The organism is Streptomyces iconiensis, assembly GCF_028657195.3.
Taxonomy (GTDB): domain Bacteria; phylum Actinomycetota; class Actinomycetes; order Streptomycetales; family Streptomycetaceae; genus Streptomyces; species Streptomyces iconiensis.
In genome coordinates this window covers 299,599-308,839 of sequence record NZ_JANCPR020000004.1, presented here as the reverse complement: position 1 = coordinate 308,839, position 9,241 = coordinate 299,599, and the positions used below count along the sequence as shown (strand labels likewise).

8 protein-coding genes are annotated in these 9,241 nt (G+C 72.2%); 5 read left to right on the top strand and 3 right to left on the bottom strand.

The features are described 5' to 3' along the window. Positions 1-73: 73 nt before the first annotated feature. The 3 genes from NMN56_RS05835 to NMN56_RS05825 form a co-directional block, all read right to left on the bottom strand. Entirely contained in the window at positions 74-1,180 is a 1,107-nt protein-coding gene (locus tag NMN56_RS05835; RefSeq protein WP_274039303.1) for a nitronate monooxygenase, read from the bottom strand. A 55-nt stretch (positions 1,181-1,235) separates the two neighbouring features. Beyond that, positions 1,236-3,686: a serine/threonine-protein kinase gene (locus tag NMN56_RS05830; RefSeq protein ID WP_274039302.1), complete on the bottom strand. Its 2,451-nt coding sequence runs from the start codon at positions 3,684-3,686 to the stop codon at positions 1,236-1,238. Positions 3,687-3,864: 178 nt separating this feature from the next. Beyond that, a complete protein-coding gene (locus tag NMN56_RS05825) occupies positions 3,865-4,749 on the bottom strand; it encodes a carbohydrate kinase family protein (protein WP_274039301.1) in 885 nt (294 codons plus the stop codon). Between the two features lie 387 nt (positions 4,750-5,136). Here NMN56_RS05825 and NMN56_RS05820 point away from each other — a divergent pair, with 387 nt between their 5' ends. Genes NMN56_RS05820 through NMN56_RS05800 form a run of 5 tightly spaced genes read left to right on the top strand, consistent with a single transcriptional unit; the run spans position 5,137 to position 8,828 of the window. Further along, positions 5,137-5,889: a GntR family transcriptional regulator gene (locus tag NMN56_RS05820; protein WP_274039300.1), complete on the top strand. Its 753-nt coding sequence runs from the start codon at positions 5,137-5,139 to the stop codon at positions 5,887-5,889. After that, positions 5,886-6,824: a carbohydrate kinase family protein gene (locus tag NMN56_RS05815; RefSeq protein ID WP_274039299.1), complete on the top strand. Its 939-nt coding sequence runs from the start codon at positions 5,886-5,888 to the stop codon at positions 6,822-6,824. The genes NMN56_RS05820 and NMN56_RS05815 overlap by 4 nt, the downstream gene beginning before the upstream one ends. Beyond that, the gene (locus tag NMN56_RS05810; protein ID WP_274039298.1) at positions 6,821-7,615 is read left to right on the top strand and encodes a hypothetical protein; all 795 of its coding nucleotides are present in this window, start codon (positions 6,821-6,823) and stop codon (positions 7,613-7,615) included. The genes NMN56_RS05815 and NMN56_RS05810 overlap by 4 nt, the downstream gene beginning before the upstream one ends. After that, positions 7,612-7,923 carry a hypothetical protein gene (locus tag NMN56_RS05805; protein ID WP_274039297.1) on the top strand — a complete coding sequence of 104 codons (312 nt, stop codon included), beginning with the start codon at positions 7,612-7,614 and terminating at the stop codon, positions 7,921-7,923. The genes NMN56_RS05810 and NMN56_RS05805 overlap by 4 nt, the downstream gene beginning before the upstream one ends. Positions 7,924-7,943: 20 nt before the next feature. Then, positions 7,944-8,828, top strand: a complete 885-nt coding sequence (locus NMN56_RS05800) for a BtpA/SgcQ family protein (protein ID WP_274039296.1) — start codon at positions 7,944-7,946, stop codon at positions 8,826-8,828. Positions 8,829-9,241 lie beyond the last annotated feature (413 nt).

The window sequence follows — 9,241 nt, the reverse complement described above, 5'->3', positions numbered from 1 at the left end:
AGGGAGGGGTTGTTCGGGGCTTATCGGGTGGAGGGGGGAGCAGGGTTCAGTGGGGAGGGGCTTGGGGGCGGGGTCAGGGGGTGTGGGTTGCTATGTGGTTGAGGCGGGTTATGGCGGCGTCGAAGGTTCGGGTGAGGTCGTCCACTACGGACTGGACGGAGCGTTCGGAGTTCATGGAGCCGACGATCTGGCCCACGGGAGTGCCGAGGAGCGGTTCTACCTCGTGGCGTTGGATGCGGGAGTTCGCGTCGGCGACCAGCAGGCCCTGGAGGGGCATGGGGAGGGTGCCGGGGCCCTCGGGGGAGTCCCAGGCGTCGGTCCAGGCGGTGCGCAGTTGGCGGGCGGGTTTGCCGGTGAGGGCGCGGGAGCGGACGGTGTCGCCGGCGCCGGCGGCCAGGAGTTTGCGGGTGAGGGCGCGGGAGTGGAGGTCGGCCTCTGTGGTGGTCAGCCACAGGGAGCCGAGCCAGGCGCCCTGGGCGCCCAACGCCAGGGCTGCGGCGATCTGTTCGCCGCTGCCGATGCCGCCGGCCGAGAGCACGGGCAGCGGGTCGACGGCGCGGACGACCTCGGGGGTGAGGACCATGGAGGCGATCTCGCCCGTGTGGCCTCCGGCCTCGTAGCCCTGGGCCACGACGATGTCGATGCCCGCTTCCTTGTGCCGCTGCGCGTGCAGGGCGCTGCCGGCGAGCGCGGCCACGGGGATGTCGTGGCGGTGTGCGCGTTCGATGACGTCGGCCGGGGGCGAACCGAGGGCGTTGGCGAGGAGTTTGACGGGGTACTCGAAGGCGGTGTCCAACTGGGAGCGGGCGACGCTCTCCATCCAGCCCGTGATGCGCCAGCCGCCCGTCTCGCCCTCGGGCATCTCGGGGACGTTGTATGTCGCGAGAGTGTCGTGGACGTACTGGCGGTGGCCCTCGGGGATCATCGCCTCGACGTCGGCCTCGGTGACGCCCTCGACCTTTTTGGCGGGCATCACGACATCGAGCCCGTAGGGGAGGCCGTCGGTATGGCTCTCCATCCAGTCCAGGTCACGCTTCAGCTCTTCGGACGCGCCATAGCGCACCGCGCCGAGCACGCCGAAGCCTCCGGCGCGCGTGAGCGCCGCTGCCACGGCGGGGAAGGGCGTGAAGCCGAAGATCGCGTGCTCTGCTCCCAGCTTCTTGCTCAGCTCCGTCTGCATGGGGCGCAGGATGCCGCAGCGGGGCGGCGGAGGGAAGAGATTTTCTGATGCTGTGTCAGATGTGGGGGCTGGGGTCCCTCTTGGCGCCGTCCCGTTGGCGGGTGACGGCCGCCACCTCGCGGTAGACCTCGACCGCCTCGCCCGAACGTCCCAGCTGTTCCAGGCAGTGTGCCTCGTCGTTCCTGCTGGCGAGGGTGTCGGGGTGGTCGGGGCCGAGTACGCGTTCGCGTACGGCCGCCACGTGGCGGTAGACCTCCAGTGCCTCGTCCCAGCGGCCCAGCCAGCCGAGGCCGACGGCGATCTCGCGGCGGCTGACGAGGGTGTCGGAGTGGTCGGGGCCCAGGGCGCTCTCGCGTGCGGCGCACACCTCGCGGGCCTGTGCCAGCGCCTCCTCCCAGCGGCCGAGCCTGCCGAGGTTGACGCCCAGGCCGTGCAGGGCGCGCAGCGTCTCCGGATCGGCGGGGCCCTGTGCGCGGATGCGGGTGCGGGCCAGGTCGCGGTACAGCTCCAGTGCCTCGGCTGAACGGCCCAGCCTGCCGAGGCACACCCCGGACTCGTAGCGCGCGGCGAGGGTGTCGGGGTGGTCGGGGCCCAGGGTTCTGGTGCGGGCCTCGTCGACGACGCGGTAGGTGGCGAGCGCCTCGTCCCAGCGGCCCAGCCTGCCCAGCGCGTAGCCGACCTCGTAACGGGTGACGAGGGTGTCGGGATGGTCGGCCCCGAGGACGCGTACGCGGGCGTCGGCGACCTCGCGTGCCATGGCGTACGAGTCCTCCAGGCGGCCGAGCCTGCTCAGATTGAAGGCGAGGTTGTGGCGGCAGCGCAGCGTGTCGGGGTGGTCGGGTCCCATCGTGCGTATGCGCGCCGCGAGCACCTCCGCGTAGACCTCGTGAGCCTCGGTGTGGCGGCCCAACTGGCCCAGTACGTAGGCGGATTCCTGCTGTGCGGCCAGGGTGTCGGGATGGTCGGCGCCCAGTGCGGTCGCGCGCCCTGCGGCGACCCGGGTGTACTCGCCGAGCGCCTCGTCGTGGCGGCCGAGGCGGGAGAGGGTGAAGCCCGACTCGTAGCGGCTGGCGAGCGTGTCGGGGTGGCAGGGGCCGAGGGCCTGTTCGCGCTCGGCCGCGACGGCACGGTGCACCTCGCCCGCCTCCTCCCAGCGCCCGAGGCGGCCCAGGCTGAGCCCCGCGTTGTGGCGGCTCGCGAGCACGGCCACCAGCTCGCGCGGCGGGGCCTCGCGGGAGGTCTGTGCGGTGAGCGGGTCCTGTGAGGCGGCCGGCCCCTGGGGGCTGTGGGGGCCGTTGCGGGTGCGGGGGTCGTTCGGGTGGCGGTGCGGTGCGCGTGTACTGTCGCCCGATCTGGTGCGCGGGCGCAGCCTGGCGGAGACGGCGGGTGGGCCGCCCTGGTCAGGTATGCCGGCGAGCGGCGGTTTGACCGGGCCCTTGAGCCCCGTCCACTGTCCGGTCAGCCCACTCAGGCCGGTCGGCGGGGTCGCGGTGCCCAGCGCCCAGGAGCCGCTCGCGCGGGAGCCGCTTCCCATACCGCGGGTCCACGAGGGCAGCCACAGCGGCGCCGCCTGGCGGGGTGCCGCGGCGGCGCCCGGGCCCGGGCCGGGGCCGGGGTCCGGTGCGAGGGTGCCGGTGCCGGCCGTGACCGCCGCTCCTGCCCGGGCGGCAGCGAGGCCCCGGGTCAACTCGGCCGCACCGCCCGGGCGTTGCTCGGGCTGCTTGGCGAGCAGCCCGAGGATGACGGTCTCCAGCGGTACGGGGAGTTCGGGCCGGTGGTCACGGGGCGGCCGGGGTTCGGTGTCACGGTGACCGACGAGGACGGACCAGGCGTCGTCGTTGTCGAACGGCGGGGCGCCGGTGGCGATCTCGTAGAGCACACATCCCAGCGAGTACAGGTCACTGCGGTGGTCGACCACGGCGCCCGCGATCTGCTCGGGCGACATGTAGTGCGGCGTGCCCATGGCGATCCCGCCGCCGGTGAGCTTCGCGGTGAAGCCGATGTCGTGGCCGAGCCGTGCGATGCCGAAGTCGCAGATCTTGACGGTGCCGTCCTCGGTCCGCATGACGTTCGCCGGCTTGAGGTCGCGGTGCACGATGCCCTGGTCGTGCGTGTAGGCCAGCGCAGCGGCGACCTGTTCGGCGACCTCGATGACCTCGGTGACCGGCAGCGGGTGCTGCTTGTTGTCCTCCAGTAACTGGCTGAGGTTACGGCCTTCCAGCAGCTCCATGACCAGGTAGAGCAGCCCCTCGTGCTCGCCGAAGTCGTGCACGACCGTCACGCCCCTGTGCTGGAGCGCCGCCGCGACGCGTGCCTCGCGCCGGAAGCGCTCGCGCAGGACCCGCATGAACGTCTTGTCGCCGTGCTCGGCCAGTGGTTTGAGGCACTTGACGGCCACCCGCCTGCCCAGTGACTCGTCGCGTGCCCGCCACACTTCCCCCATGCCCCCGCGCCCGATGAGATCGAGCAGCCGGTAACGACCCTGAATCAGGGTGTTCTCCGCCATGGCCTGCTGTCGCCCCCGTCGTTGCCTCGGTCCCTCCCCTGTCTGTTCAGTATGGCTGCCTCATTCCTGACTGTGTATGCCAGGCGATGGCGGCGTATGCGCGTTTGACTGATTCGGCCACCCCTGCGCGGCCTGGTCCCGGTCCCGTGTCGGTTGTACCGATGCCTGTGCCTGTGGGTCAGTGCGCGGAGCCTGCCTTGGTCAGGTGTGCGGTGACCTCGGCCCTGGTGGGCTGGCCCGTACGGGCTCCCGGGTGCCGGCAGGACAGGCCGGCCGCTACGGACGCGAAGCGGGCCGCCTCCGCCGGGTGTGCCCCGCGCTCCAGTTCGGCGGCGTAACAGCCCACGAAGCAGTCTCCGGCGCCGGTGGCGTCCTGTGCCTCTACGCTCAGCGCTTCGCCCGTGCACGTGTCGCCGGCCGGCGTGTACAGCTGCCATCCACGCGCGCCGTCGGTGACCACCAGGTGGATACGGTGTGCCACCGCGAGGGCGCCGGGGTCCTCGCCCAGCAGCCAACCGGCCTGCGTGCGGCCGATGATGGCGTGTTCCGCCACGGACAGCGCCGCCAGCGCGGCCTCCGTACGTTCGCAGCCGTCCAGGTCCACGACGACGCGGAGGTTCGGAGCCGCGGCCAACAGCGGCCCGGCCCAGGGGAACCGGTAGCCGTCGAGGTACAGCCACCCGCCGCCCGCCGCGCCGAGCCGCAGGACGACCTGGGCGACGTACTCCTCGGTGACATCGTCGTCCTGGCTGATGACGGACCGCTCGCCGTCGGGGGTGACGAGCACGATCGCCGTGGTGAGGCGGCCGTCCCGGGAGACCCACGCGGTGTCCACGCCGTCAGCGGCGAGGCGGTCGAGGAAGGCGGTGCTGAGCGGGTCGGTCCCCACCACCCCGGCGAATGCGGCGTCGGCACCCGTACGGGCGGCGGCGGCAGCCGCGTTGGCGGCCATCCCGCCGTCGTGGCGCTGGACGTCCAGCGCCTGCACGCGGTCTCCCGCTCCTGGCAGTGCGGGCACGTGCACGGTCTGGTCGCTGTTGCCGTACCCACAGAAAACGATCATGAAGAAGTACACCCACTTCCCGCGGTGACCCCACGGCGGCGGCCTGAACGGCTCGTGATGGCGGCCACCTCGCGCACAGGCCGGACCGGTTGGCGGCCCGGCGGTGGTGTGCGGCCCTGATGAGGGACCCGGTCCGGCGGCTGCGCCGGGCGTCCGTGCGGCACGGTCCGGTGGCACGGCGCCGTTTCCGCTCGGCGGCGCCCGCACCCTGCCGGGGGCCGCACCGGGTCGTGACCGGGACCGTAGGCGCAGGGCGGCGGGCTCGTCAACGGCCGCTGGGGATCCAGGTGTTGCGCGACAGTCGCTCACTCTGTGCGATTTACCGTGGCGCAAAGTTATGTGAGCTGACCCGTTGACCAAACGTCATGACGTTCGCATGCTTTGGCCATGGCTTGGGACGACGAAGACTTGATGGACGGCCCCGTGCCGAAGTGGCATCAGATAGCTGAGCGGCTGCGCTCGGCGCTCACCAAGGGCGAGTTCGCGCCCGGCGAAGCGCTGCCGTCCGAGACGCTGCTGACGCGCCGCTTCGGCATCAGCCGCACCACGGCACGCAGCGCGCTCAACGAGCTGGAGAGCGAACAGCTGGTGACCCGGCGGTCAGGACAGGGCACGATCGTGCTCCCGCCGAAGGTCGAGCAACCGCTCAATCTGCTGGCCTCGTTCTCTGACGACATGCGGGCACGCGGCCTGCGCCCGAGCTACCGGGTCATCGAGGTCGCGGCCCGGCCCGCGCCGGCCGACACCGCCAGGGAACTGGGGATCGGCGAGGGCGAACAGGCCGTCTGCGTGGACAGGGTGCTGCTCGCCGACGACGAACCGATCGCGTCCAGCGTCTCGTGGCTCTCCCCCCGGATCATCGACCCCGCGGCGCCGCCGGACGCCGGCACCCTGCGCGACTCCTCGCTGTACGACTGGATCGAGCGGACCACAGGTACCCGGATCAGCTCCGGTCAGGAGTACATCGAGGGCGGCGTGGCCGACTCGCATCTGGCCGGGCGGCTCGCGGTCACCAAGGGCGCCCCGATCCTGATCGCCCGCCGCCGCGCGCTGTCCGCCTCCGCCGCTCCGCTGGAGTACGTGGTGATCACCTACCGGGCCGACAGGTACCGCTTCAGGATCGAGCTGTCGCGCCCATGAACCAGACAGCGCTCTTCGTCGGGGACACGGTCTTCGACACGACGGTACGGGTCGACTCCCTGCCCGCCGCCGACGAGAAGGTGGTCAGCACCCACCTCACCGACGCGCTCGGCGGTGTGGTGACCAACGCGGCCATCGCCTGCTCCCGCACCGGAACGCCGACGACGCTGGTGAGTTCGGTGGGTTCCGACGCCGCCGGGCGTGAGTGCGTCAGGCAGGCGGAGAAGGCCGGTGTCGACTTCCGGCCCGAGGTGGCCGCCGGCCCGTCCAGCCGTGCGGTCATCACCATCGCCGAGGACGGCGAGAAGCACCTCGTGCTCGTGCCGGGGACGCGCATGTACCCGTCCGAGACGATGTGCCGTGACCTCTCCCTCGCCTCCGTTGGATGGCTGCACACGGCGGTGTACGACCCGGCAGCCGCGCGGGCGGTCATCGCCAGGTGCGCGGGAGACGGCGTGCCCTGGTCGGTCGATCTGGAACCCGCGACGTTCACGGGCGGGATCGAGACGCTCGCCGGCCATCTCGACGGCGCCGCCGCTGTGTTCTGCAACACGCGCGCAGCGCAGGCCGTCGGGCCTGCGCCCGAGCGGGTGCTCTTCGGTCTCGGTGCGCGTGCCGTGGTCTTCACCGACGGTGCGCGCGGGGCCCGTTGGTGCACTCCGGGCGGCGCCGGGGTCTCCGTCCCGCTGCCGCGCGGGCAGCGCCCGGTCGTGGACACGACGGGAGCCGGTGACTGCCTGGCCGGTTCGTTCGTCGGCATGATGCTGGAGACGGGCGACCCGCTGGAGTCCCTGCGCTACGCGGTGACGGCCGCCTCCTACAGCTGCTCCGGGTTCGGAGCCGGCTCGGCCTACGCCACACGGGCCGAGGTGATGCGCTGGTACAGGCCCTCGGAGAACGCGCCCGGTGACGCGCGGGAGCGGGGTGCGTCATGAGCCTGCTGAGTGAGGAGACGGATGTCTTCGCCGCGGCTCCCGGACAGCGGTGCGCCGTACTGTTCCTGGCCCGTTGGCGCACGCCACGTCCCGGAGACCTCGCCCGGATCGCCCCGGCGCTGTACGGGGAGTTCGACGCGCTGCGGGCGGCCGGCTGGCGGCTCTCGCTCGACCGGGTGCTCGCCGGGGAGGAGCCCCCGGACCCGGACCAGGTCCCGGACGCGGACACGGACGCGCCCACCGTGTACGCCACCGGCTTCTCGCACGACGTCGATCTCGTCGGTCTCTTCGAGGCCCCCACGCCGACGGCGGCGCTGGCGGGAACCCTGCGGCTCGAACAGGCGGGCTGGGAGCGGCTGTTCCGCACGGAATGGCTGATCGGGCCCCGCGAGTTCCTGCCGGTCGTAGGTCCCGCATCCCGGCGTGCGGAGGACGACTGGGGCTTCTTCGCACTGTGGAAGTGGAACAGCGCGTGGCAGGCGGCGAGCGCCGAGGAACGGCGTGCGTACGACCTGGAGTGCGATGCCGCGTTCTCCGCCGACGTACGTGACGGAGCCGCGATCGCGGGGCGCTACCGCCTCGACGGCGCGAGTCAGTGGGACCACATCGGCGCCTGGCGGGTGCCGGGGCCCTCGATGGTGGACGCGGCGATGCACGAGCACGGGCGGGTGGCGGACTTCAAGTTCACCACCTCCCGCCACTACCTCGGCCGCAGGACCCCGTTCGAGGACGTTCTCCGGGCGGGGGAACGGCAGGACTCCCCCAAGGAAGGAACAGCGCACACGCCATGAGTGACGTCGTCTGGTTGCACCACTCCCTGCCGCGCACCGCCTGGTACGACCTCCAGCCGGAGCAACGGGCCCGCCGTGAGCGCGACTTCGAAGAACAGCGCAGGGCGTCCGAACGCGAAGGCGGCACCAGGAACGGCCGCTTCCACGTACGCGGGCAGAGCGACTGGTCCCACGTGGAGATCTGGTCCTTCCCCTCCCCCGAGCACGCCTTCGACCACTGGTCCCGGCTCGTCGCGGCGGGCTACACCGCCTGCTTCGAGTTCTCCAACCAGGTGGGCCTGGCCGACCCGGCCACCCGGCCCGCCTGAGCACCACAAGAGAGGAACCCATGAACAACCCTGTCCGCAGCACCGGGGACGAGCGCCCGCTCGGCGTCTTCCCGCCGAAGGAGTCGGCGCTGAACTCGATCTTCGGGACCGAGCGTGTCGTCATCGGTGTCGTGCACTGTCCGCCGCTCCCGGGCAGCCCCCACTACCGCGGGGAACCTGTCGCGGAGCTGATCCGGTTCGCGCTGGAGGAGGCGGCGGCCTACCAGGAGGGCGGTGTGCACGGACTGATCGTGGAGAACGCCTGGGACCTGCCCTTCCCCAAGCCGGAGGACCAGGGCTTCGAGACGGCAGCCACGCTGGCCGTGATCGGTGACCACGTGCGCGAGAAGGTGGGGCTGCCCGTCGGCGTCAACGTACTGGCGAACGGGGCGCACTGCTCGCTGGCCACGGCGCAGGCCGCCCAGTCCGCCTTCGTCCGCGTCAACCAGTGGGCGAACGCCTACGTCGCCAACGAGGGCTTCATCGAAGGGCTGGCGCCCTCGGCGACGCGCTACCGGGCGACATTGCGTGCCGAACACCTCAAGGTCTTCGCCGATGTGCACGTCAAGCACGGCTCGCACTCGATCATCGCCGACCGGTCCCTGGCCGAACAGACGGAGGACGCCGAGTTCTTCGACGCCGACGTGCTGATCGCCACCGGCGGACGTACCGGTGACGAGGCCGCCGAGAGCGAGGTCCAGGGCATCCTGGATGCCACCCGGCTGCCGGTGATCATCGGTTCGGGCATGCACGACGGCAACGCGGAGCGCCTGCTGTCCCTGTGCCACGGGGCCATCGTGGCCTCGTCGTTGAAGGAGAACGGCCGCTGGTGGGGACGGGTCGACCGGTCGAAGGTCAGGGCCTTCACCCGCCACGCCGAGAAGGCCGGATACCACCTGCCGTGAGCGGAGAAGGACGGCTGCCACCCGCCGTGGGCGGAGAAGGACGGCTGCCACCCACCGCGATCCGCCGGCTACCGCCCGCCGTGATCCACGGCGCCACCGTCACCGGCTGAACCGCCGGTGAGGCGTACGGGGCCCGACCGGCACCCGGCGCCCCGTACGCCCCTGTACCCCTGTACTCCGTACACACCCCGTACGTCTCTGTTCCCTGTACGCCCCGCCGGTGCTTCAACCCCGGCCTCCGGCGCGGGCGGTGGGCCATGCCCGACGCGGGGGCCGGCCCTTCCGGGCCGCCCCCGGCGCCACCGGCCCACTCCCCCGCCCCGGTGTCCCCTCTCCGGGCCGCCCGTGCTCCGGGCGCCCGTTCACCGGGCTGCCCCGCACTCGGCGCGGCCATCCCCGAATCCCCGCGCCCG